This window comes from Gordonia paraffinivorans, from assembly GCF_900683595.1.
Taxonomy (GTDB): Bacteria; Actinomycetota; Actinomycetes; order Mycobacteriales; family Mycobacteriaceae; genus Gordonia; species Gordonia paraffinivorans.
In genome coordinates, this window is the sequence record NZ_CAACYD010000006.1 from 976,938 (window position 1) to 1,003,746 (window position 26,809).

The 26,809-nt window shown below is 68.3% G+C and carries 20 protein-coding genes and 1 pseudogene; 6 read left to right on the forward strand and 15 right to left on the reverse strand.

Annotation, left to right across the window (positions count from 1 at the left end; genetic code table 11):
- Positions 1-28 precede the first annotated feature (28 nt).
- The 6 genes from E1P53_RS11390 to glf form a co-directional block, all read right to left on the reverse strand.
- Positions 29-1,018 carry an alpha/beta hydrolase gene (locus tag E1P53_RS11390; protein WP_131734353.1) on the reverse strand — a complete coding sequence of 330 codons (990 nt, stop codon included), beginning with the start codon at positions 1,016-1,018 and terminating at the stop codon, positions 29-31.
- A gap of 361 nt (positions 1,019-1,379) precedes the next feature.
- Positions 1,380-3,431 (reverse strand): arabinofuranosyltransferase AftB family protein, encoded by a 2,052-nt coding sequence (locus E1P53_RS11395; protein ID WP_131734354.1) that lies wholly within the window; start codon positions 3,429-3,431, stop codon positions 1,380-1,382.
- Positions 3,418-4,344 (reverse strand): decaprenyl-phosphate phosphoribosyltransferase, encoded by a 927-nt coding sequence (locus tag E1P53_RS11400; protein WP_006902073.1) that lies wholly within the window; start codon positions 4,342-4,344, stop codon positions 3,418-3,420. The genes E1P53_RS11395 and E1P53_RS11400 overlap by 14 nt, the downstream gene beginning before the upstream one ends.
- Positions 4,341-5,075, reverse strand: a complete 735-nt coding sequence (locus tag E1P53_RS11405; RefSeq protein ID WP_131734355.1) for a phosphatase PAP2 family protein — start codon at positions 5,073-5,075, stop codon at positions 4,341-4,343. The genes E1P53_RS11400 and E1P53_RS11405 overlap by 4 nt, the downstream gene beginning before the upstream one ends.
- Positions 5,056-6,999: a glycosyltransferase gene (locus E1P53_RS11410; protein ID WP_006902075.1), complete on the reverse strand. Its 1,944-nt coding sequence runs from the start codon at positions 6,997-6,999 to the stop codon at positions 5,056-5,058. The genes E1P53_RS11405 and E1P53_RS11410 overlap by 20 nt, the downstream gene beginning before the upstream one ends.
- The gene (gene glf / locus E1P53_RS11415; RefSeq protein WP_131734356.1) at positions 6,996-8,207 is read right to left on the reverse strand and encodes a UDP-galactopyranose mutase; all 1,212 of its coding nucleotides are present in this window, start codon (positions 8,205-8,207) and stop codon (positions 6,996-6,998) included. The genes E1P53_RS11410 and glf overlap by 4 nt, the downstream gene beginning before the upstream one ends.
- Positions 8,208-8,375: 168 nt before the next feature.
- Between glf and E1P53_RS11420 the strand changes: the two are divergent.
- The 5 genes and pseudogenes from E1P53_RS11420 to E1P53_RS11440 all read left to right on the forward strand — a co-directional run bounded on the left by E1P53_RS11420 (position 8,376) and on the right by E1P53_RS11440 (position 12,154).
- Positions 8,376-9,064 (forward strand): annotated as a pseudogene (locus tag E1P53_RS11420) (glycosyltransferase family 2 protein).
- Complete coding sequence (locus E1P53_RS11425; RefSeq protein ID WP_131734357.1) at positions 9,061-9,969, forward strand: acyl-CoA dehydrogenase family protein; 909 nt, start codon at positions 9,061-9,063, stop codon at positions 9,967-9,969. The pseudogene E1P53_RS11420 and the gene E1P53_RS11425 overlap by 4 nt, the downstream one beginning before the upstream one ends.
- The gene (locus E1P53_RS11430; protein WP_040527438.1) at positions 9,966-10,754 is read left to right on the forward strand and encodes a PIG-L deacetylase family protein; all 789 of its coding nucleotides are present in this window, start codon (positions 9,966-9,968) and stop codon (positions 10,752-10,754) included. Before E1P53_RS11425 ends, E1P53_RS11430 begins: the two co-directional genes overlap by 4 nt.
- Complete coding sequence (locus tag E1P53_RS11435) at positions 10,751-11,365, forward strand: class I SAM-dependent DNA methyltransferase (RefSeq protein ID WP_131734358.1); 615 nt, start codon at positions 10,751-10,753, stop codon at positions 11,363-11,365. The genes E1P53_RS11430 and E1P53_RS11435 overlap by 4 nt, the downstream gene beginning before the upstream one ends.
- 105 nt (positions 11,366-11,470) lie before the next feature.
- Entirely contained in the window at positions 11,471-12,154 is a 684-nt protein-coding gene (locus E1P53_RS11440; RefSeq protein ID WP_131734359.1) for a GAF and ANTAR domain-containing protein, read from the forward strand.
- A gap of 25 nt (positions 12,155-12,179) precedes the next feature.
- Here the strand turns inward: E1P53_RS11440 and E1P53_RS11445 are convergent, their stop codons facing one another.
- Positions 12,180-13,667, reverse strand: coding sequence for a SpoIID/LytB domain-containing protein (locus E1P53_RS11445; protein ID WP_040527441.1), 1,488 nt, complete (start codon positions 13,665-13,667; stop codon positions 12,180-12,182).
- Positions 13,668-14,057: 390 nt separating this feature from the next.
- Here E1P53_RS11445 and E1P53_RS11450 point away from each other — a divergent pair, with 390 nt between their 5' ends.
- The gene (locus tag E1P53_RS11450; RefSeq protein ID WP_006902082.1) at positions 14,058-15,701 is read left to right on the forward strand and encodes a peptidoglycan recognition protein family protein; all 1,644 of its coding nucleotides are present in this window, start codon (positions 14,058-14,060) and stop codon (positions 15,699-15,701) included.
- Positions 15,702-15,773: 72 nt separating this feature from the next.
- On the opposite strand, the gene E1P53_RS11455 is transcribed toward E1P53_RS11450, so the two are convergent.
- The 8 genes from E1P53_RS11455 to E1P53_RS11490 form a co-directional block, all read right to left on the reverse strand.
- Positions 15,774-16,607, reverse strand: a complete 834-nt coding sequence (locus E1P53_RS11455; protein WP_006902083.1) for a Cof-type HAD-IIB family hydrolase — start codon at positions 16,605-16,607, stop codon at positions 15,774-15,776.
- Positions 16,604-17,473, reverse strand: a complete 870-nt coding sequence (locus E1P53_RS11460) for a lysophospholipid acyltransferase family protein (RefSeq protein ID WP_083900280.1) — start codon at positions 17,471-17,473, stop codon at positions 16,604-16,606. The genes E1P53_RS11455 and E1P53_RS11460 overlap by 4 nt, the downstream gene beginning before the upstream one ends.
- A gap of 79 nt (positions 17,474-17,552) precedes the next feature.
- Entirely contained in the window at positions 17,553-18,323 is a 771-nt protein-coding gene (locus E1P53_RS11465; RefSeq protein WP_083900281.1) for a lysophospholipid acyltransferase family protein, read from the reverse strand.
- Positions 18,324-18,333: 10 nt separating this feature from the next.
- Entirely contained in the window at positions 18,334-19,080 is a 747-nt protein-coding gene (locus E1P53_RS11470) for a TetR-type transcription factor C-terminal domain-containing protein (RefSeq protein WP_131734360.1), read from the reverse strand.
- Between the two features lie 18 nt (positions 19,081-19,098).
- Entirely contained in the window at positions 19,099-20,631 is a 1,533-nt protein-coding gene (locus E1P53_RS11475; RefSeq protein ID WP_131734361.1) for an FAD-dependent monooxygenase, read from the reverse strand.
- Positions 20,628-22,313 (reverse strand): (2,3-dihydroxybenzoyl)adenylate synthase, encoded by a 1,686-nt coding sequence (locus E1P53_RS11480; protein ID WP_131734362.1) that lies wholly within the window; start codon positions 22,311-22,313, stop codon positions 20,628-20,630. Before E1P53_RS11480 ends, E1P53_RS11475 begins: the two co-directional genes overlap by 4 nt.
- Positions 22,314-22,340: 27 nt before the next feature.
- Complete coding sequence (locus E1P53_RS11485) at positions 22,341-24,662, reverse strand: hydantoinase B/oxoprolinase family protein (protein ID WP_131734363.1); 2,322 nt, start codon at positions 24,660-24,662, stop codon at positions 22,341-22,343.
- 17 nt (positions 24,663-24,679) lie between these two features.
- Positions 24,680-26,806, reverse strand: coding sequence for a hydantoinase/oxoprolinase family protein (locus E1P53_RS11490; RefSeq protein WP_131734364.1), 2,127 nt, complete (start codon positions 26,804-26,806; stop codon positions 24,680-24,682).
- Between the last annotated feature and the right edge of the window lie 3 nt (positions 26,807-26,809).

A 26,809-nucleotide genomic window follows, 5' to 3' on the forward strand; every position in this document is an offset into this window, starting at 1 on the left:
GGGCGTCGAAACAGCTCGTGTCAGGCCGTCAGCGGAAGAATCCGCGGTTCTTGGCGTTCCACATCATGTCCTGCCAGTAACCCCACGCGTGGGTGCCGTTCGCGTAGTAGGTCATCAGCGGGACGCCCTGGACGAAGGCGGCCGCCTCGAAGGCCTTCGACTGGGAGAACGCCAGGAGCTCCAGCGTCGATCCCTTGAACAGGTCGTCGAAGACGTTCGGCAGGGCGTTGTACTTGCCGAACAGGCCGTTGCCCGAACCGACGAAGATCTTCATGCCGCGCATCAGGCCGATGTTCCAGAAGGGGTCGTTCTGGAACCAGCGGATGCTCCACGGCGGGCCCCACATGGCGTCGATGTTCCACGGCTTCGGGTCGACGTCGAACATCGCCAGGCGCAGCGCGGTACGCATACCGGGCGCGCTGAGGAAGTTGTAGCCCGACAGCGAGCCGGCACGGTCGAAGTGCTGGCGGTTCTGCGCACCGATGACGAGAGCCGCGTTACCGCCCATCGACAGGCCCATGATCGCGTAGCGCTTCGACGGGCCGACGCGGAAGCCGCGGCGGTCGAGCTCGGCGATCAGGGTCTTGGTGATGACGCAGTTCCAGCGGTACCGGTACTTCTGGCCGTTGAAGTTGCTGGGCGCATCCCAGTCGGTGTAGAAGCTCGCGGGTCCACCGATGGGCTCGACGACGTTGACGCCGGACTTGACCATCTCCTGGACGTTGGTGTTGATCTCCCAGCCGCTGTAGTCGTACTGGGCGCGCATACCGTCGAGCAGGATGACGGTCTTGTAGTTGCCGGGCTTCTTCCAGGCGCGGACCTTGACATTCGGCATGCCGCACCCGTTGACCCAGAACTCCTGCTTCCCGACCTGCGTGCCCCCGATCCGGGCGTTCGCCTGTCCGGCGACGACTCCGGTAAGCCCGACAACTGTCAGCACGGCGACGAGAGCGGCGATCAGCCGGTTGCTCGTCCGACTGCGCCCAGGCCTGCTCGCCTGTGTGGCAGCTTCACGCATGTACAGAATCTCCCTTTTCCGCCGCCCGGAGCCGGTGACGCTCTCACATCACGCAACCCGGTCGGACCTTGTGCGTATCACACCTCGCCGGCGCATACGGATGGCGGCGCGGCAATGGTTCAGCGAGCCGATCTCGCATGCGATTCGCCGTCGGGGAGCCTATTCGATGCTCTCTGACGTGACAAACCTTGTGACTGCGATCACAACTCTCGCACCGGGACGCCCTGGCCACTCCAGAACACCCCGGTCACACACGGTCAATCGACCCATCGAGCCGCGACGTTACCGATCCGAGATGTATCCGCGAAATTTCTCGCGGATGGCCCGGGCGGATTCCGGCAGGCCGGACAGGTCGCCCGCCTCAGTTCCCGGGGTTCACCGGCGGCGGCATCTCGAGGCCGCAGCGCAGGATCTCGTACTCCGGCTCGCGCTGGATCCGGTAGCTGTTGAACGTGAACGCCTGCCGCAGGTTGTGCTTGAAGCGGCTGAACGACCACGGCCCCTCGAAGGAGGCGAACCGGTCCTTGGTCTCCGGGCACTGGAGCGCCACCTGTGCCTGCCGGACGAGATCCTCGTCGAGGTAGCCGGGGAGCACCGGGCGACGCGGGAAGGCGCCGGACTCGGCGATCACCCACTCGCTCGGCAGGATCTTGTCGTGGCCGATGCGGCCGTCCTCGAGGCGCTCGGTGTGCGCGGCGAGCGGATACGCCAGACCCATCTGGTCGATGACGCGCACGTCGAGGGGCGCGTTCATGCTCGTCATACCGAGGTTGAGGAAGTAGACGGTCACCTGGCGCTTGGCACCGGGCGGCATCTCCCCCGGGAGCTTCGCGACGTACCACTCGTCGTAGTTGAACGACGGCAGGATGACGCCGCCCTGGTCGCGGTACTGCTCGATCTTCTCGACCATCGCCTTCATGCGCGGGTAGTCGAGGTAGTCCTCGGCGGTCACGGGGTTCTCGTTGCCCATGTTGGTGACGTAGAAGCGACGTTCGTCGACGATCCCGCTGCGACCGATGTCGATGCCGGCGTTGGGCAGCACGGTCGAGTGGGTGGTGATCGCCCAGACGAGGACCGTGATCCACATGCCGGCCATCGCGACCGACCCGGCCAGGCCCAGACCCGCGCGACGACGGGCCGCGGGGTCGGTGTCGCGTCGGGCGAATGCCGCCTTGACGTGTGCCGGGATGGTCACCGGGACCACCATCAGCGGCAGGAAGGTGATGAACAGCGGGGTCAACAGGACGCGGCCGTGCATGAAGTCGCCGCCCTGGCGGACCCAGTACACGACGAGGATCAGCCCGGCCGCGACGACGACCGCCACGGCGACGGGCGTGCTCTGCAGCCGCGCGGAGAACCTCGCGAAGCGGGACCCCGCGGAGGCCTGCGGATCGGCGGCGGTGTCGGCGGCGTCGGCCGGCGCGTCGCGCAGGCGATCGCCGACGATCAGCAGCACACCGGCGATCACCGCCAGTATCACCGGCAGCAGCAGGACGTACGGGCCGAAGAGGTTGGTGAGGTAGGCGAAGCCCTGCTCCCACTTGGACCCGCTCGCGTCCTTGGCGACGGCCGGGTTCGGGACCAGCAGGCCGTAGTAGCCCATCCGGAAGATCTGGTAGCCGACCGGCAGGGCGCCCGCGACGACGAGGACGCCCAGGCGCATCTTCCAGCCCAGGGGCGCGAAGAAGACGAGCAGCAGGACGAGGCCGCCCAGGACTGCGAGTTCGGGACGGATCAGCGGCGCGAGGCCCGCGGTGAACGCCAGCAGCAGGGTGGCAGTGGCCGCCCGGCCCCCGCTTCTCGGCCCCCGGCGCGCCCAGGCCACCAGCTGCACCCACAGCACGGCCACCCAGAAGATGCAGAGACCGCTCTCCAGGCCGCTGGTCGCGAAGTCGCGTGCCGGCGGCAGCGCGATGTAGACGATGGCGGTGAACGGAAGGAGCAGCGTCCAGCCGTCGCCGGTGAGGCCGCCGATGCGGTTGCCGTAGAGGCGCGCCGCGCCGTACATCGCGATCGGGATCGCGGCGACCGAGCACACGAGCGCGACCCACAGCGCGACGTACTCGAGCTGGGCGTCGGTGACCCACGCCCAGAACCACAGCAGGTACGTCCACGCCGTCGAGGTGTTGGCCTCGACGCGCTCGCCGGCGTTGAACACCGGACCGTTGCCGGCGAAGAGGTTGCGCAGGGTGCGCAGGACGATCAGGCCGTCGTCGGCGATCCAGCGGCGCTGCCATGCGCCGATGGCGAAGAAGGTGGTCACCAGGACCGCTCCGACGAACCAGCTGGCCGCGGCCAGCCGACGCCGGGACGTCACGGCCCCCGCCACGGACGTCGGAGTGGTCTCTACCTCGTCGACGACGGAATCGGTACCGACACCGTCGGCGGACTGCAGACCGTCAATTGACCGCATAGACCGCGACACCCACGCATACTATCCACGCCACGGCAAGCAGCTGCAGTACACGGTCGCCGAGGGCGATCTCTTCCGGCTCGCCCGCCGCACCGCCGTCGACGTCCACCGCATAGCGCAGGATGGCGATCGTGAACGGCACCATCGAGATGGCGTAGGCGACGTTGGTGTCGTGGTTGTTGTCGGCACCCTTGTCGAACGCCCACAGGCCGTAGAACACGACCACGCCGGTGGCCGACAACGTCCACACGAACCGCAGGTAGGTGGTCGTGTAGTAGCGCAGCGCCTTGCGGATCTGGGCGCCGGTGCGCTCGGCGAGGATCAGCTCGGCGTAGCGCTTGCCGGCCGCCATGAACAGCGAGCCGAAGGCCATGACGAGCAGGAACCACTGCGACAGGTCGATCTCGGCGGCGACGCCGCCGGCGATGGCGCGCAGCAGGAAGCCCGACGACACGATGCAGATGTCGATGACCGCCTGGTTCTTGAGCCCGAAGCAGTAGCCCAGCTGGATGACCAGGTAGATCGCGATGACCACCGCGGTCTGCCAGTTCGCCAGGAAGGCGACCGCGATCGAGCCCGCGAGCAGGACCGCGGCCAGCGTGTACGCCAACGGCACCGGCACGACACCCGCCGCGATGGGGCGGAACCGCTTGGTGGGGTGGTTGCGGTCGGACTCGACGTCCATCGCGTCGTTGACGAGGTAGATGCTCGACGCCGCGAGGCAGAACGCGATGAAGGCGATCCCGGCATGGACCAGCACCGAGACCTCGGTGATGTTGCCGGCCGCCAGCGGCGCGGCGAGCACCAGGACGTTCTTCACCCACTGCCGTGGGCGGATCGCCTTGATCAGCCCGGTGGCCAGGTTCTTCGGCGGCCCGGCGACCTTCCCGTGCTCGATCGGCTCCTCGCTCATGCACTCTCCCTGTGTCGTGTCGCCCGCGCGATGACCGGGGCCGCGGCGAGTCGCAGCGGACCGCCGGGCACCGCGGCCGTCAGGCCGAGCCGGGTCAGGGCGCGCGCCGCACGGCGGGCGCGTCCGGGTGCCGGTTGATCGCGGGTGGGTTCGAGCAGCACCTTATCGCCCGCGATGACCGCGGCTGCGCTCGCGGCACCGATCGCGGCACCGGCGGTGACGTCGGTCGGGTAGTGGACGCCGAGGACGAGCCGCGACAGCAGCATCGGCGGGACCAGCACGGCGGGCAGGGTCTTGAGATCCCAGCCGGCGGCGCGGCCGATGAGGATCGCGGCGGCGGTCGTCGACGTCGCATGCGAGGACGGGAAGCTCAGCTTGCTGGGGGTGGACACGCCGATCTCGATCGCCGGATGGTCCGGGCGCGGCCGGCGGACGATGCGCTTGATGATCACCGAGGCGGCGTGCGCCCCGAAGGCGCCGACGCCGGCCTCGATCCACAGCTGCTGAGAGCGTTCGTCGCCGCGGGCCCGCGCGAGCGCCCAGCCGGCGCCGGCGATGCCGAGCCAGCCCAGGGCGTGCTCCCCGAAGTGCGACAGGCCGCGGGCGGCCGAGCGGACGCCCGGCTGCGCGCCGATGCCCTGCTGGATCGCGACGAGGACCTTCTCCTCGCCCTGCGGGGGCCGGGAGGTCTCGTCGGCCGATGCCGCGAGACTAGTCGATTCCGAAGACATCGGCCCAGCTCTCCTTACTGGTCAACTCGCGATGCTTGGCCCGATAGACCCGCTTCATCTCGTCGAACTTCTCCTGCAGCTCCTTGACCAGCGCGAAGTGCTCGCGGGCCAGGGCGATCATCTTCTCGCGGTCGCGCTGGCGGTAGACGACGCCCCGGCCGTCGGCGGTGGTGACGGTGACCCCGTCGACGCGGCCGAGCGAGAACCAGCGCGCCTCGATCGGCGGGTAGTTGGCCTGCGGGACCTCGTGGTGACGCGGGTCGGCCGGGCGGGCGTTGTTGACCACGGCCGCGGCGAGCGCCTTGACCTTGCTGATCGGGTTCGTCGGGACGTGGGTGCCCAGGTGCGTCGCCTCGCCGGTGGCCTTGGGCAGGACCGTCGCCGACGGCAGCACGACCGCGTCCGGGTACTGCTTGCGCATCTCGGCGATCTTGGGCAGCGCGGCCGGCAGCAGGCTCCGGATGTGGTCGGGACCGCGCAGGAAGTCGCGGATCGCCTCGTTCTGGATCGCCACGGTCGAGTACTCCAGGCACAGCAGGTGCTTGGCGGTGGCCTTGGACATCGACCGGAGGATGCCCTTGATCGGGCCGTCGTGATGGATGGCGGCGACCACCAGGCGGTTGCGGAGGTGGAAGTACGCCTGCCAGTCGATGGCGTCGTCCTTGTCGCTCCACGCCATGTGCCAGATCGCGATACCCGGGATGGTGGCGGTGGGATAGCCGGCCTTCGCCGCGCGCAGCGCGAACTCCCAGTCGTCCCACTTGATGAACAGCGGCATCGGGAGGCCGATCGTCTCCGCGCACTCGCGGGGGATCATGCACATCCACCAGCCGTTGCCCTCGACGTCGATGCGCCGGTGCAGGTTCTTGGAGTTCTCGCGGTCGCGGAGCGGGTACTCGGCGAAGTTGTGGTCGTACTCGACGAACGGCGCCGCGGTCCACATGAAGGTGTCGCGGCGGATGACCTCGCCCATGCAGTGCAGGTGGCTGCGGTCCTGCAGGTTGAGCATCTGCCCGCCGACGAGCATGGGGGCCTTGGCGAATCGCGACATCGCGAGGGCGCGCAGGATCGAGTCCGGCTCGATGGCGATGTCGTCGTCCATGTAGAGGATGTACGGCGAATCGGTCAGGCGCAGGGCCTCGTACATGATGCGCGCGTAGCCGCCCGAACCGCCGAGGTTGCCCTGGTCGAAGATGTGCAGGCGATCGCCGAGCGCCGCGGCGGCCTCGGCGTAGCCGGGCTCGTCGACGACCTTCCTGGTGCCCTGGTCGGGCATCATCACCGCGTCGATGACCTCGTCGACCATCGGATCGGAGGTCAACGCCGCCAACGCGTTCACCGCGTCGGTCGGCCGGTTGAAGGTCGGGATGCCGACCGTCACGCGCTTGGTCTCGGCATCGGGGGTGGGCGCCTCGATCGGGGCGTACCAGCCCGCGGCGACGATCTCGGTGTCGGTGTCGGTGGTGACGTCGAACCAGATCCAGCCGCCGTCCTCGAACGGGCCGAGGTCGAGCTCGAATTCGGCCACGCCGCGGCCGTTCTCGTCGGTGGCGACGAGGTCGCCGCCGATGCCGATGCGCGATCCGTCGATCTTGGAGCGGTACAGGTCGACGCGGCAGGTGCCGACGACCTCGATGCGCAGCACGACCGACTTCAGGATGCTCCAGCGCCGCCAGTACGCGGCCGCGAAGGCGTTGAAGTAGGTCTCGAAGCTGACCTCCGACTCGGCGCCCAGCAGAACCGAGGTCCGACTCGGTGCGTGCGCGCGCCGGTGGTTGGACGCGGACTCGAGCAGGTACAGCGACCGGACGTCGAGCGGCTCGCCCGCCCGCGGGAAGATCACCCGCTGCAGAAGCGATTTCGCCTTCGACGGCCCGGTTCCCGCCTCGGGGATGTCGGACTGGTTCACGGGGGTCACCGTCACTGTTCGGCTCCTGCGGGGTCGGTCACCAACGGCGCACCGTCACGCAGATGCGGCGCCAGGGTGTTGTCGAACATGGTGAGCGCGCTGGCGATCGCCATGTGCATGTCGAGGTATTGGTAGGTACCCAGGCGGCCACCGAAAAGCACCTTCGCGCTTGCGGTCTCGGCCTTGGCGAGGTCGCGGTAGCGCTGCAGCTTCGCGCGGTCGTCCGGGGTGTTGATCGGGTAGTACGGCTCGTCGTTCTCATCGGCGAAGCGGCTGTACTCGCGCATGATGACCGTCTTGTCGGTCGGGTACGAGTCGCGCTCGGGATGGAAGTGCCGGAACTCGTGGATGCGGGTGAACGGCACGTCGGCGTCGTTGTAGTTCATCACCGGGGTGCCCTGGAAGTCGCCGGTGTCGAGCACCTCGGTCTCGAAATCCAGTGTGCGCCAGCCGAGACGGCCCTCCGAGTAGTCGAAGTAGCGGTCCAGCGGACCGGTGTAGACCACCGGGGCGTCCGGGTTCTCCGCACGCAGCTCGTCGCGCACCGCGAACCAGTCGGTGGACAGGCGCACCTCGATGCGCTCGTCGGCGGCCATGTTCTCCAGCCACTTGGTGTAACCCTCGACCGGCAGGCCCTCGTACTTGTCGTTGAAGTACCGGTTGTCGAAGGTGTAGCGCACCGGCAGGCGGGTGATGTTGCTCGCCGGCAGGTCCTTCGGGTCGGTCTGCCACTGCTTGGCGGTGTAGTGCTTGATGAAGGCCTCGTAGAGCGGTCGGCCGATGAGGCTGATCGCCTTCTCCTCGAGGTTGCGCGCCTTCGCGGTGTCGATCTCCCCGGCCTGCTCGGCGATGAGCTTGCGCGCCTCGTCGGGCGTGTAGTAGCGCCCGAAGAACTGGCTGATGAGGCCGAGCCCCATCGGGAACTGGTAGGCCTGCCCGTTGTGCAGCGCGAAGACGCGGTGCTGGTAGTTCGTGAACTCGGTGAACTGGTTCACGTACTCCCACACGCGGTCGTTGGAGGTGTGGAAGAGGTGGGCGCCGTACTTGTGGATCTCGATCCCGGTCGTCGGCTCGGGCTCGGAGTAGGCGTTGCCCCCGATGTGGTCGCGCCGTTCGACGACGAGAACCCGTTTGCCCAGCTGCGTCGCGGCCCGCTCGGCGACGGTGAGACCGAAGAATCCGGAGCCGACGACGATCAGGTCATATCTGCTACTGGTTGCCACGGGTCCTCAGGGTAACGGACCCAACCTGAGGATTCCCCGAGCCACGGTCTCCCGCGCCCGCCGCCGGGTAGTGTTCGATCCATCCGGTCTGACGCCGTCGGACCCGGTCGATCTGTGTTGTCCAGTCGGTTCGGGGAGCCTGCGATGCCTGCGAGGCCCGGTGATGTGATGCCCGTCATCACCGACGTGACCGTGGTGGTGCCCGCCCACGACGAGGGCGATCTCCTGCCCGCGTGCCTCGAGGCCTGACGGTCGCCGCCGCCGCGGTCGCGCTGCCGGTGGAGGTGATCGTGGTGCTCGACTCCTGCCGGGATTCGTCGGCCTCGGTGGTCCCGCCGCGGTTCCGGACCCTCCGGGTCGAGGAGCGCTGCGTGGGCGCGGCACGTCGAGCGGGTTTCGCCGCCGCCTCCGCAGGTGCGTCGCCGACGACGTGGTTCGCGACCACCGACGCGGACTCGACCGTCCCACCCGAATGGCTGGTGACCCATGTGGCGGCCGCGCATGACGGCGCCGACGCCTACGTGGGCACCATCACCCCCGACGGTTTCGACGGCTGGCCCCCGGGGACCGGGGCCCGGTTCGCCCGCAACTACGAACCCCGCACCGGACACCGCCACATCCACGGCGCCAACCTGGGGGTGCGCGCCGACGCCTACGCCGCGGTCGGCGGGTTCCGCACCCTCTCAGCGCACGAGGACGTCGACCTGGTCGCCCGCCTCGAGAACGCCGCGCGGCCGATCGTGTGGGGCGCGCATGCGCCGGTGCGCACGTCCACGCGTCGTGCCGGCCGGGCCGCCGAGGGGTTCGCCGCCTATCTGCGCGGGCTCGCCGAGCGCACCCCCGAGGAGACCGGATGAGCGGCGAGCGCGCCCGCGAGATCGTCGGGTCGGCGGACTTCGCGCTGCCGCGCCCCGGCTCGGGGCGGACACTCGAGCGCTTCGCCGCGCTGACCCGGCTCTGCACCGAGGACATCGGCACCGGGCGTCTCGTGGAGGCCCACGCCGACGCCGACGCCATCCTGGGCGAGATCGTCGGCGGCGGCGTGGCGCCCGGCGAGTTCTGGGGCGTGTGGGCCGCCGAGCCGCCCCGCCCGAGGGTCGACGCCCGCCTCGTCGACGCCCGCTGGCAGCTGTCTGGCGTGAAGCCCTGGTGCTCGGGCGCCACCGTCTGCACCCATGCCCTGGTGACCGCGCACACCGACGCCGGAATCCGCCTCTTCGCCGTGGACCTGCGCGCGCCCGGCGTCAGCGCCGACACCTCCGGCTGGCACAGTCCGGGCATGCTGACGACCGACACCGGGGACGTGGCGTTCGACGCGGTGCCCGCCGAACCCGTCGGCGGGGTCGGCGCCTACCTCGATCGGCCCGGTTTCTGGCACGGCGGGATCGGCGTCGCGGCCTGCTGGTTCGGCGGCGCACGGCGTGTCGCTCGCCCCCTCTACCGTGCCGTCGCCGACTCCGACGACCCGATCCTGCGGATGCACGCCGGAGCGGTCGACGCCCGCCTGACGGCCGGCTGGGCGCAGCTCGAGGCCGCCCGGCTTGCCTTCGCCGTCCGCTGGTCGATCGAGCAGGTCGCGACCGGCATCATCGACCGGGTGGGGCGGGCGTTGGGCCCGCGGCCGCTGGTGGCCGACCCCGATCACGCGCACGCCGTGGCCGACCTGACGGTGTACATCCGCCAGTCACACGCCGACGCCGATCTCGTGACCCTCGGCGGTCTCGTCGACGGCCGGATTCCCGGACCCGAGGGGGACCGATGACGACCGACGGGCGCTCGGAGAGCATGTCGGCCCGGTTCGCCGCGACACCGACCGCCGACACCGGGACCCCGGAGGCGCGGTGGCGGGAATGGTTCGCCGCCCGGGGCGGGTGGCCGCCGGCGGAGGTGCCCGTCGATCGCCTCGTCGTCATGTCCGCCCACCCCGATGACGAGGTGCTCGGAGCGGGAGCGCTGATCTCCTCGGCCGCCCGATCCGGGACCGAGGTGGTGGCCGTCTGCCTCTCCGACGGTTCGGCCTCGCACCCCGGGTCCCCGACCCTCACGCCCCGCGAGCTGGCCGAGCACCGGCACCGTGAACTGGATGCCGCCACGACCGTCCTCGGCCTCGAACCGTCACGCTGGTGTGGCCTCCCCGACGGCCGCCTCGCCGAACGGGAGCCGGAGATCGAGGCGATCCTCGCCGGGGTCCTCGCCGAGAAGCCCGTCGCGCGAACGGGATTGCTGTCGGTGTGGTCGCACGACGGCCACCCGGACCACGAGGCGGCCGGGCGGTGCGCGCAGCGCGTCGGCGACGCGCACGGCCTGCCGGTGTGGATGTTCCCCATCTGGATGTGGCACTGGGCCGCGCCCGGCGATCCGGCGGTCCCGTGGGACCGCGTGCGCACGTTCTCGCTCGACGACGCCGATCTCGCACGCAAGCGCGCGGCGGTGGAGGAGTTCGCCACCCAGATCCGCCCCCTGTCCGACGCCCCCGAGGACGCGGCGGTCCTCGGACCCCACATTCTCGCGCGCCTTCTCCGCGACCGGGAGTTCATCCTCACATGACCCCACACCGATTGCCGGACAGCTATTTCCACGCCATGTATGCCGCCGACGACCCGTGGGGCTTCTCGTCCCGCTGGTACGAGCGACGCAAGTACGCGCTGACCCTCGCGGCGCTCTCCTCTCCCCGCTACGGCTCGGCCTTCGAACCCGGCTGCTCGATCGGCGTCCTCAGCGCCGAGCTGGCCACCCGCTGTGACCGCCTGCTGTGCATCGACGTCAGCCCCCGCGCCGTCGATCTGGCGCGCCGGCGTCTCGCCGCCGCCCCGCACGCGCAGGTGCGCTCGGGCGACATCGTCGAGGACTGGCCGGTCGGCGAGCGGTTCGACCTGATCGTGCTCAGCGAGGTCCTCTACTACCTCGACGCCGATGCGCTGGACGACCTCGTCGGTCGTCTGCCGGGGTCGCTGACCCCCGACGGAGAGGTCGTCGCGGTGCACTGGCGATGGCCGGTCGCGGACTACCCGCAGACCGGCGACGCGGTCCACGAGGCGCTGCGGGCGTCGTCGCTGGCCGTCTCGGCGTCCTACTCCGACACCGACTTCCGTCTCGACGTCCTCCGTCGTCGGCCGGGGCGGTCGGTGGCCCAGCGCGAAGGCCTCGTCGACGCCTGAGGGTCCCGGCCATCCGGCATACTTCACTCGCGACGGTTCTCTTCCGCGACTCGGCGCGTCGACCGGCCGGATCATGCGGGACGTGTACTCATCGGGAGGCTCCAGTTGACCGGGTTGGCGGATTTCGGTGCGCAGATGACGCGGATCGCCGGGGAGATGCGCGCGCAGAGCGACGGCACGGAGGCCTTCCTCCGGTCGATGACCAAGTACGCGGTCGACGCCGTCGACCAGGCCGAGTTCGCGACGGTGACCCTCGTCGCGAACGGGCAGATCGAGACCCCGGTCATCGTCGGCGATCTCGGCGGCGAGGCCGACCGGCTGCAGCAGGAACTCGGCGAGGGGCCGTGCGTCCGGGCCGCCGTCGACGACGTGACCATCTGGATCGACGACATGACCGCCGAGACCCGGTGGCCGAGGTTCACCGAGCGTGCCGCAGCGCTGGGGCTGCGGTCGATGGCGTGTTTCTGCCTCTACATCGACGGGGACGGATTCGGCGCGCTCAACCTGCACAGCACCCGCCCGTACGCGTTCACCGAGGAGTCACGGACGATCGGCGAGCTGTTCGCCGCCCATGCGGCCACCGCGTTCGCGGCCGTCAAGGAGAAGCAGCAGCTCCACGCCGCGCTGCACACGCGCGACGTCATCGGCCAGGCCAAGGGCATGATCATGGAGCGCTACAAGCTCGACGCGACCGCGGCGTTCGCCTTGCTGGCACGGCTGTCCCAGGACGCCAACATCAAACTCGCCGAGGTCGCCGCCCAGATCGTGGAGGCAGGCCCCGAGGCCTGAGGCGGCCCCGGAGCCGGAGGCCCCGTCAGCGGAGGGCGTCGCGCTTGGGGAACCCGAGCACCGGGATGCCGCCGCGCTGCTGGAAGCGTTCGAGACCCTTGCCGACGAGGACCTTCGGGCCGGTCGCCGGGGTGAAGAACATCATCCCCTTCTCGAACAGCTGCGTGACGCCGGCGCCGTCGGGGGTGAGCGTCGGGGAGCCGAGCGCGGCGCCGAGCGGTCCGGCCGCTCCGCCGAGCTGCTGGAACCGGCCGTTCATCACCGAGATGGCGAGGTCGAGGAGCTTGGACGCGCCGGGCACCAGCTGGTCGGCGAGCTGGTTGAGGCTGCCGAGGTCGAGCCCGAAGCCCGGGCCGGCCGGACCGGTCGGCGGCTTGACGATCCGGGGCGGGGTCTGCTGTCCCTGGACGGAGAACCACGACGACTTCAGCTGCAGCTTGTTCCGGGCCTCCTCGCCGGTGACCTCGGCCGTGCCGCCGGAACCGACCGCGCGCACCTTCAGCGCGCGCCCGTGCTCGGGTCCGAGGCCGTTGGCCTCGATCACCTCGAAGCTCTGCAGAGCGCCCACGCCGAACGCCGAGCCGATGCTCGACGCCGAGACGGTGGCCGTCCAGTCGTGGTTGGGCGAGACGGAGTCGCCCTCGTCGACGACCGCCGGGAACTCGCCGCCGGCCGTGTATCCGCCGGTGGAGGCGGAGAACTCGGTGAAGGCGGGCTTGCCGTTCTTCAGCAGGATCTGTCCGGCCGTGGCGTCGGCGGCCGCGTTGGTGCGCCGGTCCTCACCCTCGACGCCGCCGTAGACCTGTGAGTTCTGGGTGTCGTCGATCTTCTTGCCGCCCGCGATGGCGGCAAGGGCGTAGGTCCGGGCCGCGACGGCCTGGGCCTGCAGGGCGGCCGCGCCGCCGGAGTCGCCCCAGGCGGGCAGGCTCTCGCGGGGGATCACACCCTTGACGTAGTCGTCGATGTGGACGCGGTTGACCACCCGGCCGCCCTCGACTCCGAGCGCGCCCCGGTAGGCCTTCTCCGAACCGCAGAACTTGAGGAACTCGGCTGCGGGCCGACTGGGCGCCATGCTCAGCGGCTCGACGAAGGTCGCCGGCACCGATCGCACCGCGGCCCCGCCGCATCCGTTGCGGATGGTGGCCGTGCCCCCGGACAGGCTGACCGCCTGCCCGGGAGCCACCGTCTGACCACCGACTCGCATGCCGGCGTCCGCGTGCACATTCACCGAGTTCTGACCCGTGAGGGTCACATCGATCTCGGGCCTGTCCACCTTCCCCGCGGTGGTACCGCCGTAGAAGTGGCGGAGGATCTGCTGCGCCGTCCAGCCCTTGCGGGCGTAGCCGTACGCACCCCACTGCCCCATTCCGCGGCCGTGGCCATGACCGTGCCCAATGAGCGTCACCGTCGACCCGACCGAGAGCTCGACCTCGGTGGCCGAGTCGGTGGCGCCCGCGGCGACGAGCCCACCTGCCAGCAGTGCGGGAGCCAGCCCCGCAGCGGCCCAGGTCAACGCGCGGTTGCGCGTTCTCCCGGGACGCTGACCGGTCGCCGGCCTTCTCGGCAGGAGCCGCTTGGGTCGGACTCTGGTCACCACTGCACACATCCTTCGGTCGCGACGACACCAGTCCGGGGACCGCGGCCAGGCCGGGCCTCCGTTGTGACTGATGTGACGATTGGGACTTGAGTGACATTAGTGAAGAGTCGTTGCGATCACCAAGCCGAGCCGGTCACAACCGGATCACGAGTTGAGCGACGATTTGTGACCTCACCAGAAACACCAGCAACTCCAAGCACATCGGTAACAAGAGCGTCACGACTGGCAGGCACCCGGCGTGTGTCGCGGCACCGGACACAACCCGGCCTCCACCATGGCGACGTCATCGACCCCGCAAGGAGATCCGTGCGTTACCCCAGACCCAAGCTCTCGATCGCGCTCGCGGCCATCGCCGCTGCGGTCGTGGCGAGCCCGTTCGCGGTCGTCGCCATCGGCGCCGACGACGCCGCCCCACGACTGGTGGACAACAAGGACGACGTCGCCCGCACCGAGATCGAACAGGTGCCGCTGCGCGAATTGCCGGCCGCGATCATCGACCTGGCCTCGTCCGGCCTCGCCGACGCGGGCGTGACGCTTCCCCCGATCGAGCCGGACGCCTTCCCGCTTCCGGACCTGACGGTGCCGCTGCCGAAGGGCCTGCTCCCGGAGCCCTCGACGCCCGGTCCGACCACCGGCTCCCCCACCGACGGGTCGTCGGCTCCCGCATCGCCGGGCACCGGCGAGGCGACCACGACCACCGCGACCTCGCCGAAACCGGCCGCGCCGGCCCCGGACGCCGACCGCGCGCCGGCCACCTCCCCGTCGACGACGCCGCCGGTGACCGCCATGCGCGACGGTCGCGAGGTGGGGGCGGCGGTCACGCACATCGCCCGCGACAAGCCGCTGAAGATGGTGGCCTTCACCTGGGACCGCCCGGTCGACGTCGACCTGAGGCTGCGCGCCCGCGAGCCCGACGGGTCGTGGGGCCCGTGGACGCCGCTGGAGAAGGTCGACGTCGCGGCGCCGAGCGCGGACAAGCCGTCGGGCACCGAGCCGGTGTGGGTGGGCGACGCGAAGGAGGTCCAGGTCGCGGCCAGCAAGGACGGCCTGGCGATCCCCGCGGCCGAGACCCAGGGCGGCGATCTCGCCCAACTCGCGATCGGCACCGGCAGCGAGGTCGTGACCAAGCTCGCCGAGACCGTCCTCAACTCGCTGAAGGCGACGCTGATCAGCCCGGAGGGCCTGCTGTCGCTCGGCTCGTCGCTACTGACCGGCCTCACGGGCGGACCGCAGGTGATCGCGCGACAGCAGTGGGGCGCCGACGAGGCGATCCGGTGTTCGCAGCCGGTCTACTCCCCCGCGCTCAAGGGCGCGATCGTGCACCACACCGCGGGCAGCAACGACTACACCCCGGAGCAGTCGGTCGAGATCGTGCGCGGCATCTACGCCTACCACGCCCAGAGCCTGAACTGGTGCGACATCGGCTACAACGTCCTCGTCGACAAGTACGGCCAGATCTTCGAGGGCGCGTTCGGCGGGCTCGACCGCAACGTCGAGGGCACCCACACCGGCGGATTCAACAAGGAGACCGTGGGCCTGGCGTTCATCGGCAACCTCGAGGAGGTCCCGCCGACCGCGGCGGCCCTGGCGTCGGCCGGAAAGTTCCTGCGGTGGCGCCTGTCCAAGGCCGGCCTCGACCCGGCGGGCACCGCGACACTGACCTCGGAGGGCTTCGACGGCACCAAGTTCGCGGCCGGGACGCAGTCGAACCTGCCGATGATCTCCGGCCACCGCGACTACAACAGCACCTCGTGCCCGGGTGTCCACGGCTACGCGGCGCTCGACCAGATCCGCGGGCTCGCCGGAGGCGCCGTGCCGCGGGAGGAGTCGACGCCGCCGCAGGAGCCCACGGGTCCCGCACCCGACGGTCCTCCGGCAGGACCGGACGGGTCCCCCGCGCCGGCGCCCGACGGCGCCCCGGCACCGGAGGTCGCGCCGCCGGCGCAGTAGCCCATCGGAGCGGGGACCATCAGGAGATCCGGCAGACGGAAACGGCAGGCAGACGGCTCGGCGTCGCGCCGGTCAGGAGAACCAGCGTTCGAGGACCCGCGCGACGCCGTCGTCGTTGTTGCCGACGGTGACCTCGTCGGCGGCGTCGAGCGCGGCCTGATGGCTGTGGCCCATCGCCACGCCGTGGGCGGCCCAGCTCAGCATCTCGACGTCGTTCGGCATGTCCCCGAAGGCGATCAGTCCGTCGTCGGGCAGGCCGGTCTCGGCACACAGGCGGGCCAGCCCGGACGCCTTGTGGGTACCCGGCACGGACAGCTCGACGAGACCGTTGTCGGTCGAGAACGTCACCTGGGCGAGGTCGCCGACGTGGGGCCGCAGCCGAGCGGCCATCTCGCCGCTGGGCATCCCCGGCTTGCGCACGAGCAACTTCACCGCCGGCGCGCCGAACACCTCGTCGTCGCCCACCTCGATGTGGTCGGGGTTGAGCCAGGCGTGTTCGTAGCCGGCGCTCGCCACGAACGGCGGCGTGGCCGCGTCGTGTGCGGAGCGTCCGGCGCGTTCGGCCGCGATGCCGCAGCCCGGGAGCACCCGGTGGGCGATCTCGCCGAGGCTCACCAACGCGTCCGGTTCGAGGTTCGCCGACCAGAGCACGCGGTCGTGCTCGGCGTCGTAGAGGATCGCGCCGTTGGCGCACACCGCATAGCGGACGTGGGCGCCGGTGTCGGCGAACTGGTCGGTGATCTCGGCGATCCACCGCGGCGGGCGCCCGGTCGCGAGCACGAACTCGACACCGGCCTCCCGGGCCGCCGCCAGCGTCGCCACCGTGCGCGCCGACACCCGGTTGTCGTCGTCGATCAGCGTGCCGTCCACGTCGCTGGCGATGAGCGTGGGTGGGCCGAAAGTCATCTTCTACCTCTGTCTCTGGCGGTCGCCTCGGCCTCACCGGCGGCCTTTGCCTTACTGGCGGCGACCTCGGCCTTGCGGGCGCGCGCCTCGGCCCTGCGGGTCCGGGCCTCGGCCTTGCGGAGCGCTTCCTCGGTCTCGATCACGGCCGCCTCCTGCGGGGTCGGCGCGGAGCCGCCGAGCCGCGCGGGCACCCAGAACTCCCCCGCCGGGTGGGGGCCATAGGCGTCCTGCACCTCGAGGAGCATCGCGTTCATCGTCTCGCGCAGGCGCTGCGTCTCCTGCTCCGGGCTCCGGTCGGTGTCGACCGTCATCGGCAGGCCGAACCGGACGTGAACCGGGATGCGGCTGCGACCCATGTTCCGCCGGCCGCCCTTGGTCCACTGCCGCTGTGAGCCCCAGACGATCACCGGGATGACCGGGACGCCCGCCTCCGACGCCATCCGGACCGCGCCGCTCTTGAACTCCTTGAGCTCGAAGCTGCGGCTGATCGTGGCCTCCGGATACACCGCGACGAGCTGTCCCTGCCGCAGCCGCGCGACCGCGACCCGGTAGGCGTCGGCGCCGCGGGATCGATCCACCGGCACGGTTCCGGTGTTGCGGACCAGGAACCGCATGATCGCGAGGTCCATGACCTCGGACTTGATCAGGAAGCGGGCCCGGCGCCCCGCCCGCCGCGCGCCGAGTCCGACCGGGATGAAGTCGACGTAGCCGGTGTGGTTGATCGCCAGCACGGCGCCGCCGGACTCCGGGATGTTCTGGATCCCGGTGTAGCGCAGATCGACGCCCTGGGCACGGACGAGTCCGCCGGCGATGATCTCCAGGGCTCGGTACACCGGCTCCCTGCGTCGTCGCACCCCAGTACTCATGGGCACAAGGTTAACGACCGTCCCGACGGCGGGCGTGCTGCCGCTCGTCGACCGCAAGCCTTCTGGATGCGCCGGACGATCAGGCCTCGGTCTCCCCCGCCTCCCGCCGGGCCCGCTTGGCGGCGCGCGCGGCCTGCTCCTCGGCGTCCATGCGGTTGGCCTCCTCCAGCGTCGGGGCCGACCCGCCGAGGCGGGCGGGCACCCAGTACTCGCCCTTCGGGTGCTCGCCATAGGCGTCCTGCAGCTCGTGGAGCTTGGCCTCCATCACCTCGTGGAGGCGTGCGGTAAGGGTCTCGGGGTCGCCGGTCGGCTCGAGGGGTTCGCAGACGCCGATCATGATCTTGAAGTGGTGGCGGCCGAGCTGCTTCGGGTGCCCCTTGGTCCAGACCCGCTGGGCGCCCCAGATGACGTGCGGGATGATCGGCGCTCCCGACTCCAGCGCCATGCGCGCCGCGCCGGTCTTGAAGTCCTTGAGCTCGAAGCTGCGGCTGATCGTGGCCTCCGGGTAGACGCCGACGAGTTCGCCGCGCCTCAGGTACTCGACGGCGGCCCTGTAGCTCTCCGCGCCGGCGGTGCGGTCGACGGGGATGTGCTTGAGCGCGCGCATGATCGGGCCGGAGATCTTGTTGTCGAAGACCTCCTTCTTGGCCATGAAGCGCACCTTGCGGTTCCCCTTGAGGAAGGCCGGGATGCCGGCGTAGGTGAAGTCCAGGTAGCCGGTGTGGTTGATGGCGACGACGCCGGGGCCCTCCGCGGGGACGTGCTCGACGCCGGACACCTTGAAATCCAGTCCCTCGGCCAGCCACATCAGGCGGGCGGCGGCGATCACGGTGTCGTAGACGGGTTCCATGCGGGAAAGCTTAGTTGTTGCGGGGCGGCAGGTTCGTATCACCAGACAGACGCTGGATCATGTCGAGTTCCCGACGAACGTTCGCGAGAATCGCCGCGACCGTTGACGGTGGAGGGTCGCGGTCCACACTCTGGACTGTGCGCACTGCCATTTCAGCGAGGTCATCCGCCACGTACGTATCAGCGCCGGTGCCATCTTGATACCACCAGGCGATCCAGTTGAGCATGCCGATGATGCCCAGCGCGGCCGTCCGCGCATTGACGGTGCGAAACGTTCCGGCGGCGACGCCGGCATCGATAACTTCGACGAGTTCTTTGAGGACGCGTCGTCGGCTGGCCGCGTACGACGTTGCCAGGTGCTCGGGGAGGTCGGATTCCGATCGAATCATCAGTCTGAACCGGTCCGGATTGGCCATCTGATGCAATGCCAGCGAATGCGCCATGCGCCGCAATTTGTCTGCAGGGCCGAGGTCGTCCCTCGAGTTGATCTCATGGAGCACTTGAGCAGGTTGGTCGGCGATCTCGGTGACCAGTTGGGCGAACAGGGCGTCCTTGTTGGCGACGTAGTGGTAGACGGCCTGACGGGTCAGTCCGGTTGCGTCGGCGATGTCCTGGAGGGTGGTGCCTGCGACTCCGCGTTCGGCGAACAGGCGTGCGGCGTTCTCCTTGATCTCGCGTTCGACGAGCTCGCGCCGCACACTCAGCCGACCACGACGCTTGGGCGCGGGGGCGGGGGAGTGTGCGGCATCGGATGTCATAGACGACAACTCTATCTGTCAGCTCGTGAAAGCTACGAGATCAACCCGGTCGCTGGCGATCGCACCAGCAGCGTCGGCCCGGAATTCGGCTGGTAGATCCACCACCAGGACCGCGCCTGTCTCGCGACGGATGCGTTCGGCGATGTCCAGTCGGTCGAGAATCGCCTCGCGATGATCTGGTCCGGTCAGCCAGTACGTGGCCGCCGGGGGCAGGTCGACAATCAGCTTGGTGGCGGCGTTGCTCCACGGTCGGACCGAGATGTCGATCTGCACCGTGCCAACTGCAGTCCGTAACGCCTCGGGGGCGATACGGTTGACGAACCGCTGTTCGCCGGCCGTCAGGGCCTGGTCGAGAATCCATTCTGTCAACTTCGCAGGCGGTGGTACGTCGACGACATCAACGGCGGCGAATGCTGCCAGGCCGGGATTCGCAACCTGCGGTGCAGACTCCGCAAAGCGCTCGACGGATACTTTTCCTGCTCGGGTCATGTAGGCGATCATCAGCTGCTCCACGGGCATGGTCATGCGGTCGGGGAACGAATCCCACCACGCCATCGAACGCTCCGCGATGGCTTGGAGGTGGTCGACCGAGGGACGGCGCTCCGCCTCATACGCTGCGAGAGCCTCGTCCACATCGTCAGCCTCGAGGAGCGCGCGATCGAGCGCGATCGCGTCCTCCATGGCAAGCTTCGTTCCGGATCCGATCGAGTAGTGAGCGGTATGCGCAGCGTCGCCGAGCAGGACCACGTTACGCGTGTGCCAGCTTCGGCACCGAACCGTCCGGAATCGCAGCCACTTGGTGCGGTTGCCGATCAATCGATGTCCCTGCAATGTTTGCGCGAACGCCTTCTGTAGGTAGTCAAGGGAGACCTGGTCGGTTTCTCCGGTCGGTGTCTCGCGGGTGGATATGTCGAATCCTGCCCGTTGCCAAGTCTGTTCGTCGGTTTCGATCAGGAAGGTGCTGCGATCACTTGCATACGGGTAGGCGTGGGCAACGAACGTACCGTGCTCGGTGGTCACTGGAGTGAATATTGCGCTGGGCAGCGCGAATTCGGTGCCACACCACAAGTAGAGCCCTTCACCTTCGATAATCTCCGGACCGAAGGCCTCGGCAAGTTCGGTCCGAGTTGCGCTGGAGATGCCGTCAGCGGCGACGATGAGGTCCGCATCGAGGTCGGCTACCGTGCGGCGTTCACCGAAGCGCAAGTTGACTCCGGCGGCATGAGCGTAATTCTGCAACACCGCCAGTAGGGTGGCGCGGCCGATGGCGAGCAGCTCGCCGTGGGCAAGGCGCACTTCAGCATCGCCGACACGCATCGACATCTCGTGAGGGTGCGAGGCGGCCACGATCGCGTTGAGCGAGTCTTCGTCAGCCAGACGTAGGTTGCGCTGGGTTCGCGAGGCCAGTCCGACACCGAACCCGAACGTCTTGTCCGGTACACCCTGCTCGTAGACGGTGACGTCCGCATCCGGATGGCTCAACTTGAGCAGACGTGCGGCGTACAACCCACCCGGACCCCCGCCCAGAACGACAATCGTGTTGAGTTTCATGACTGTGCCCCTTCGAGTGATTCCGCCTCCAACCGCTTGACGATGTCGGCGCGAAGGCTCTTCTTGTCGATCTTGAAGACATTGGTCCGGGGGAGTTCGGGCACCCACACCAATCGCTCGGGCCACTTGAACTTGGCCACACCCAAGCCCTCTAGATGCTCCTGTACTTCTGCCATGGTCAGCTCGGCCCCGGATTTGGATACCAGGAAGGCACAAGCCTTCTCGCCGAGCCGCTCATCGGGCATCGCCACGACTGCGGCAGCCGCGATGTCTGGATGGCGCAGCAGGAGGAGTTCAATCTCCTCAGCGTTCACCTTCTCACCGCCACGGTTGATGAGATCTTTGATACGCCCCTCGATGGCCACATAACAGCAGCCATCGAACTCGTGGAGCGCTGCCAGATCACCGGTTCGGAAGAAGCCGTCTGACGTGAACGCGTTCGCGTTGTGCTCGGGTGCGTCGAAGTAACCCGGAATGGTGTAGGGGCCGCGACAGCACAGTTCCCCGACAGCGCCGATAGGAAGTTCCTGTTCGCTGGAGGGGTCCAGGATCCGGATCTCGTCCGAAGGTGCGATGGGCCGACCGACGGTCGTTGCTCTTGCCGCGGCCGGGGCATCCTGAGGTGTCACGATGAACATGCCCTCTGACATGCCGAACAGCTGCCCGGCCCAGCGGGTGTGTCCGTCATCGAGCTTGTGGAACAGCTCGGCCGGCACTTTCGCTCCGGACAGCACCGTGCGACGCAGGGTACGCAGGACCGGATCGAACCCTGCCGAACGAGCGGCCTGATAGTGACCGTGTCCAATCAGGACATCGGTGACCTCACTGCGTGCCATGAGTTCGAAAGCAGACTCTGGATCGGGGGTCGCCAGTACCAGTGCGGCACCGACCGCGTGGGCTGCGTGCAGCGCGCAGGAGATGCCGGCATTGTGGATGACCGGGATCATGTGTGCCACTCGGGTTTGCTCGTCCCAACCGAAGGAGTTCGCGTAGAAGAGGCCGTTGTTCCAGTACTCGGCGTGAATCCGCGGAATCAATTTGGGCACTCCAGTTGTTCCTCCGGACAACTGGAACACGGCGATGTCTTCGGGGTCTGCCTCAGCTTCGGTCGCCTCGACGAGCGCTCGGGCTTCGGTCAGGTCGATGTCGGCACCGAGGTCCTCGATGCGATACACCCCTGCCTGTCCTTCGCGTTCTTCGATGGAGAGCACGTAGCGGAGCGAAGGATGATTCTTGCTGACCTCGCGGGCAAATCCCACGAGGTCGAACGAGAGACCTGCTTCCACGAGATGAGCTACTGCGCCTACCTTCTTGCTGATGTGGCCGATCTCGTGCATACGATGTTGAGCTAGTGTGGCCACCGGGATCAGACCGGCTTTAAGCACTCCGTACCAGGCGAGAACCGTTGTCGCCCGGTTGGTGACCTGGAAGATCACCGGATCCAGTCGTCGCAGTCCCAACCGGATCAGTCCCGCAGCGATACGGTCGGTGCGCTCGTCTAGCTCACGGTAGGTATAGATGGCCTCCGCGGTAACGAGTGCAGTGCGCTCTGCGTGTCGCAAGGCCGATTCGTGCAGCCGTGCCGTGGTCGGCAGCTCGCTCCACTCACCACTGGCGCGGTACGCCGCGGTGCGGTCGGCGGGGAACGGAACAAGACGTCCGTTCCAATCGTGTGCAGTCACGAGGGTACCTCTCTGTGAGTGTGTCACTCACCGGGTGGGAGCCGCGGGCAGGAGGGCGGTCAGCTCGCCCACATGATCGGGGTGATCGGCCGGGACGATGCCGGAGTACACCGCGGTCCAGCAGCCGGGGCAGCACTGTTGGCGGAATACGACGTGGGTGTCGACGTACTCCGAGGGATCGGAGGTGACCTGCGGACCTGCAGCGCTCGACGGACCCTCGTAATGGGCCAACGCCAGCTTGCCGGACTTGGTATCGCCCAACAGTCGACCGCAGTGCGCACACGCAATCACGCGTGCCTCACCGATGGTGACCTCGGCCAGATTGTCGTCGATCCGGCGAGCCTGGCTCAGATCCACCGTAGCCTCCTGTGAGACTGGCACTGTCGAGCGCTCGCGACGCTCGTCGAGCATGCTCGCCCGCAGGTCGGCGGTGCCGGCATCATCGATTTGACCGCCGGTGACCACGACACCGTAGTTGGAGCGGGCACCGTCGACGGTCACCTTGCCGTTCACCACATCTCGGGCCACGGCGTGAGGTTCGCGGCGTAGCGGGTCGCCGTAACCGCCACCACCTTGCCAGTGCATGTACAGCACCTCACCGGGTGCGAGGTAACTCTCGGCGTAACAGGCGCCGATCTCCTGTGTGCCATCCAGGTCATCGAGGTTGCCGGGCAACTTGCCGGACGCGAGGAGTTCTTGCACGCCGGAATCGCGCGCCAGGATCTCCAGACCAGTGTTCCCGGGCAGACCTCCGGCGAGACCATTGTTCTGTGCCACGGCCTTACCGGCAGAGGCGAAAACGAGGCCCATCGGGACACTGGATCCGTACGGGGTCACAGCCAGGGAAGCGCTTACGCCACCGCGCATACGGCCGGGCCCGCCCGAGTCGGGTTCCTCGCGGCGCCACAGAGTGAGTAGAGGATAAAGGAACTCGGTCATTTCGGTATCGGGGATGCGGCCCATGGGGATGCAGAACAGTCCCCCGGTGTCCATGCCGTCGGCCACCGGGCGGGCGCCATAGCCGCCCGCCATCGGTTCCATCATGATGTTGAGGAATGGCACGGGCTTCTCGTCACGCTCGTCGAGACCCGCGACCACGGCGGTGTCCCAGGTGCCACAGCAGGAAGCCTGTACGTTCTTGCCGAGTTCGATGTCCTGGTCGAGCATCTGTGCTAGGCACTCGGCGATCAGGTTGCCGGTGAGCCAGGCGGGGCCGATGGGGCCGCGGCTGACGGCGGCGGGGAAGGTCGCGTTGTTGATCGTCCCTTCCTCCGAGACCAGGTCGAAGCAACGCATCAGACCGCCTGCCGACCAGGGGATGTCACCGGCCAGGATGGGTAGGAGAGCCAGCATCACGCCGCCGCGCATGCCTGCATAGGTGCAGTTGATGACGCCGGTCTGCGGGTCGGTACCGGTGAAGTCGAAGGTCAGATGGTCCTCGGACTTGGTCATAGCGACAGTGATCTTGTGCAGTCCGCGGTCGCCGACGGACGCCTGGTCTTGATACCCAGTGGCCTTCCAAGTGCCATCCGGGAGGCTTGTCAGCTTGGTGCGCAGGCGGGACTCGGCGTCGTTCATCATGCGCTTCATCACGGCCTTGACCGTGTCGGCGCCGTATTGCTCGATGACGGCGAGCAGTCGGTTGCGGCCGACGGTGTTGGCGCCGATCTTGGCGCGCAAGTCCAGGCCCACGAGCATCGGCACGCGCGAACGCCTGGTCCACGCGTCGGCGACATCGCGCTGCAGCACGTGGTCGCGAACAACCTTGATCGGTGGGGTCGGCAGGGACTCGGAGAATACGTCCTTGGCGGCCGGGTCGAAGGAGCCGAGGCCCGAGCCGCCGAGATCGGGTTCGTGGCAGATGGCGCTCGTCCACGCGAACAGCTTGCCCCCATGGAAGATCGGCTGGTAGACGATCACATCGCTCTGGTGGAGACCCCCGCCGACCCAAGGGTCGTTGCAGAGGAACATGTCGCCGTCGACGATGCCGGGATTGTCGGCGCGATGCTGCAACGTCCAGTAGATGGCCAGGTCCACCGCGCCCACGAGCATGGTGTTGTACAGGCCGACCTGCACTTCCTGGCCGAGTTCGTCGCTGACGGCGAAGTCGAAGTCGTTGGCGTCGGTGACGATCGGCGAGCCGGACATGCGCTTGAGCGCTTCGCCCATCTCGTCGGTGACGGACCACAGGCGGTGGCGAATCACCTCGTAGGTGAGCGGGTCGACGGCGTCGATCTGCTCCTGGGTGACGGTGTGTAGTTCGACGGTGGCGCCGACGGCGCGGCCGAGTGCCTCGGGGTCGAGGGGGCGGCTGGAGAAGATCTCCGAGCCGGGGATCGGGGCGGTCATGAAAGGGCTCCTCTGGATCAGGCCGGGATGACGGTGTCTGAGGCGTCGATGGCAATGTGCAGGTTGCCGAGCTTGTCGATGGTTCCGGTGGTGTCATGCGGGACGACCACGGTGGTAGTGGGTACCTCGATTACTGCAGGACCGCGGAGTACGTGCCCAGCGCGGAGCTTGGTGTAGTCGTAGATGGCGGTATCCACGTAGCCGCGGGCGGCCCCGAGGCATACCTTGCGGGTGCCGGTGAGCGCCTCCGAGGCGTCGGCGGAGTTTGCTGGGCTCATCAGGGGCAGGGTCGGTGAGAACGGCAAGACTCCAGTGCCGCGCACGCGGTAGGTAATGGCCTGGATACCGGCCTCGCGGAAGCCGCTGTCTTTGCCGTACAGGTCGGCGTACTTGGCCTCGAACATGTCGGCGGCCTTAGCCAGGTGCTCCGCGGTCAGGTCACCGCTCGGGATGGGAGTGGCCACTTCGGCCAGCTGCATCGTGTACCGCATATCGATCTCGCGCTCGATCTTGATCGAGGAGAAGGTCAGTCCCTGCCGTGTGAGCATTTCACGCACGTGCTCTTCAAGCTGCTCGAAGTTGCGCTGCACGCGCTGCGGATCCAACGGCAGCGCTGCAGGGTCGGACATTTCCTTGGCAAGCACGATGTCGGAGGAGGCGAGGCCGTACGCCGAGAAGGCCGAAGCCACCTGGCCGAGCGGCACGACGACGTTCGCGACGCCGATCTCCTGCGCGTACAGACCGCAGTGAGCGGGTCCGGAACCGCCAAAGGCGTAGATGATGAAATCGCGTGGGTCGTGGCCGGCTTCGACGACGGTCTTCCGTAGAAGGTCGCCGGTCTGAGCGTTCTGCACCTCGTAGATGGCGGCGGCCGCCTCTTCGATGCTGAGTCCGAGTGGTTCGGCAATTCGGGTGCGAATGGCTTCTCGCGCCAGGCCCACGTCCAGTGCGCGACGTCCACCCAACAGGCCGCGCTCGGGAATGATGCCGAGTACCAGGTTGGCGTCGGTGTTGGTGGGTTCGGTGCCACCCTTGCCGTAACAGGCGGGGCCGGGCACGGCCTGGGCGCTGTGGGGACCGATTTGCAGGTTGCCGCCCGCATCGAGCCAAGCGATGGCTCCGCCACCTGAACCGATCGCATGCACTTCGAGGGTTGGCACATTGATGGGGTGGTGATTGATGATCGTGGTGGAAGAGCGCACTGGTTCGCCCTCGACGATGAGGCCGGCCAGGAAGGTGGTGCCGCCGGCATCGGTGGCGATGATATTGCTGTGACCTAATTGCTGGCCAAGGGATACCGCTCCCACAACCCCGCCGGTGAGCACCGAGCCCACGGTAGAGATCGCGTTGCCGGGGGCTTCCGCGGCCGCAACGGCGCCACCATTGCTCTGCATCACCAGAAGTGGGCCGGTGAGTTTCTTCTCGCGCAGCTTGCCTTCCAGTTCACCCAGGTAGTCGCGCAGACCGGGACCGATCTGAGTGCTCATGATGGTGGTGGCGTTGCGGGCGAACTCGCGGATGCGCGGTGAGACCTCGCTTGAGATGGCCACGAACAGGGTCGGGTCGATCTCGTGGGCGATCTCGCGGATCCTTTGTTCGTGTGCCGGGTTGCGGAATGACCACAGCAGCGACACGGCGATCGCGGAGATCCCGTCATCCACCAGGGTGCGCACTGCTTCGCGCACCTCGTCTTCATCGAGGGGAACCACTACACGGCCGTCACGGTCGACGCGTTCGGTGACTTCGAGGGCGTGACGCTTGCGTACGAGGCCATGTGACTTGCTCTGCCCGATAGGATTCTGCAGTTCCTCCGGAGCACGGCCGAGATACCGACCCTCGACGTTCATGATGTAAATCGAGTCGCGGTGTCCCTTCGTGGTGAGAAAGCCGATGTCCGGGACCCGGTTCATGACCAGCGCGTTCAGTGATGAAGTGGTGCCGTGTGCGATGTGATTGGTGTTCGCGAGCATCTCTTCGATCGACACATCGAGCTGTTCCGCCAGCACCTCGAGGACGTCCATGACGCCCTCTGAATAGTCGGGCGGAGTCGAGGGGGCCTTTCCGGCGATAACCATGCCTTCGCCGTCGTCGAGGACGGCGTCTGTGAACGTACCGCCGACGTCCACTCCGATTACGTATGCCATGGG

Excerpts from the sequence above, each read along its gene's own strand:
- E1P53_RS11390 (WP_131734353.1), bottom strand. The coding sequence starts at position 1,018 with ATGCGTGAAGCTGCCACACAGGCGAGCAGGCCTGGGCGCAGTCGGACG.
- E1P53_RS11395 (WP_131734354.1), bottom strand. The coding sequence starts at position 3,431 with ATGCGGTCAATTGACGGTCTGCAGTCCGCCGACGGTGTCGGTACCGAT.
- E1P53_RS11400 (WP_006902073.1), bottom strand. The coding sequence starts at position 4,344 with ATGAGCGAGGAGCCGATCGAGCACGGGAAGGTCGCCGGGCCGCCGAAG.
- E1P53_RS11405 (WP_131734355.1), bottom strand. The coding sequence starts at position 5,075 with ATGTCTTCGGAATCGACTAGTCTCGCGGCATCGGCCGACGAGACCTCC.
- E1P53_RS11425 (WP_131734357.1), top strand. The coding sequence starts at position 9,061 with ATGAGCGGCGAGCGCGCCCGCGAGATCGTCGGGTCGGCGGACTTCGCG.
- E1P53_RS11430 (WP_040527438.1), top strand. The coding sequence starts at position 9,966 with ATGACGACCGACGGGCGCTCGGAGAGCATGTCGGCCCGGTTCGCCGCG.
- E1P53_RS11435 (WP_131734358.1), top strand. The coding sequence starts at position 10,751 with ATGACCCCACACCGATTGCCGGACAGCTATTTCCACGCCATGTATGCC.
- E1P53_RS11455 (WP_006902083.1), bottom strand. The coding sequence starts at position 16,607 with ATGACTTTCGGCCCACCCACGCTCATCGCCAGCGACGTGGACGGCACG.
- E1P53_RS11460 (WP_083900280.1), bottom strand. The coding sequence starts at position 17,473 with ATGAGTACTGGGGTGCGACGACGCAGGGAGCCGGTGTACCGAGCCCTG.
- E1P53_RS11465 (WP_083900281.1), bottom strand. The coding sequence starts at position 18,323 with ATGGAACCCGTCTACGACACCGTGATCGCCGCCGCCCGCCTGATGTGG.
- E1P53_RS11470 (WP_131734360.1), bottom strand. The coding sequence starts at position 19,080 with ATGACATCCGATGCCGCACACTCCCCCGCCCCCGCGCCCAAGCGTCGT.
- E1P53_RS11475 (WP_131734361.1), bottom strand. The coding sequence starts at position 20,631 with ATGAAACTCAACACGATTGTCGTTCTGGGCGGGGGTCCGGGTGGGTTG.
- E1P53_RS11485 (WP_131734363.1), bottom strand. The coding sequence starts at position 24,662 with ATGACCGCCCCGATCCCCGGCTCGGAGATCTTCTCCAGCCGCCCCCTC.
- E1P53_RS11490 (WP_131734364.1), bottom strand. The coding sequence starts at position 26,806 with ATGGCATACGTAATCGGAGTGGACGTCGGCGGTACGTTCACAGACGCC.